This window comes from Peribacillus sp. NPDC058002 (assembly GCF_042886655.1).
Taxonomy (GTDB): domain Bacteria; phylum Bacillota; class Bacilli; order Bacillales; family DSM-1321; genus Peribacillus; species Peribacillus aracenensis.
Genome location: NZ_JBHVQU010000479.1, coordinates 1 through 1,546 on the forward strand (window position 1 = coordinate 1; position 1,546 = coordinate 1,546).

A 1,546-nucleotide genomic window follows, 5' to 3' on the forward strand; every position below is an offset into this window, starting at 1 on the left:
CAATAATAGCCATTATGTATAACCTCATTCTATCTATCTAAAAGTTAATTAACTTCTGTAATTTCATTCTAGACTAACTTCCAGACGATGTGAAGGGTTATTTTGAGGGGAAATTGAGGTGTTTTATCAAGTCTCCAGAACTTTTAACTTTTAGACATAAAAAGATCGATACTTACGTTAAGAAAAGTTAGACTAAATGGTCACTTCTAATATCCCTTGCTGTAAAATAAAAATCAAAAAGGGGAAAATATGAAAAAGTTAAAATTGAAGTATGAAGCAATAGTATACGGATTACAGCCCATGGAAAACAATTATAGTGTGGACGAGTTCGCTTTCAAACTAAAACAAATAGACTTAAAGAAATACGAAGAGGCATTTAATGCTAATCCATATTTAGCAAATCCTACTCTCTTCTATTGGTGTATACCATTTGATGGTGATGAAAAACATTATTATTGTTGCTTTGAAAATGATGACCCAATTGAAATTGAGATTTCAAATAATAATGGAGCTTCAAAAGGTAAAATAAAAAAATACGTTGAAAAAAACTTTGATGAATTATGTAACAAAGTCCTATACCTTGAAAAAGTACTTAGATTAGTAACAAACCTTGATATTTTTATCCCAGTGATAAATTTTGAAGTTTACGATGAAGAAATGGAATTTGTAGAAAAACGCTTTTTTACGCAAGTTTTCTCACCATTAGACCATGCTTCTAGGTTTTCAGAAAAAAACTGGAAATTACAATCTAGTAGACTAAATTTCCATATGCGTTGGGATTTAATGACAAAAAGGATGAGCGAAAATAAAGAATATAGTCGTGCCCTAGATTATTTTGATCAATCTTTTTCTGTTAATAACATTTCAGTAAAACTTTTATGTCTATTCGCATCACTTGAATCGTTATTTAATTATGACAAAGAGAAAATTGCTGAAAAAGTTTCAACTTATACAAGTAAGTTAATTTTTGATAAAGATAAGAAAGATAAAACCTATTCAAGAATAAAAAAATTGTATGATGAACGTTCGAAGTATATTCATGGACAAAGCACAGATAGAATAACATACCTCTATTATGAGGAACTTAAAGAATTTGTGAGAATTGTTCTCTTAAATTATTGGTTTGTATCAATGTACGATGAAGTAAAAGATAATAAGGAAATGATCAGTTTTCTAGATGAAGAGAAACCTCTAAGCAAGGATACACAACTTTCTATTCGAGCAGTAAGGGAAACGGATTACACTAAATTTTATTCAGATGTAAGAGAGAAACTTGAGAATGGTGATACAGATATTCTTTAAAGATATAGGAAATTTCGGTTCATCTTTTTTGCGAACGGTGCGACTTTTTTATAAACAGTTCATCTTTATTTCAAAGCCACAACTGGTGAAAGTGGTGTAAGGGTCCAAACTATTTAATGGTGATTTAACAAAAAATCAATCCGCAGCCAAATTTAAGGGGAAAACTCCGCGGGGTTATTTGAATAAAGTAACAACTTGGGATGATGTGCCTGGTATGGGCGGATCACATACGGTATTGGTTAAA

Annotated in this window: 1 protein-coding gene and 1 pseudogene; both read left to right on the forward strand. The window is 30.7% G+C overall.

The window, feature by feature from the left end; genetic code table 11:
* The first annotated feature begins 249 nt into the window (after positions 1-249).
* A complete protein-coding gene (locus ACFVSH_RS26470) occupies positions 250-1,302 on the forward strand; it encodes a hypothetical protein (RefSeq protein WP_387708786.1) in 1,053 nt (350 codons plus the stop codon).
* Between the two features lie 118 nt (positions 1,303-1,420).
* Positions 1,421-1,546: pseudogene (locus ACFVSH_RS26475) on the forward strand (anthrax toxin lethal factor-related metalloendopeptidase); the annotation flags it as partial.

Coding starts and splice junctions, on each gene's coding strand:
- ACFVSH_RS26470 (WP_387708786.1), top strand. CDS start 250: ATGAAAAAGTTAAAATTGAAGTATGAAGCAATAGTATACGGATTACAG.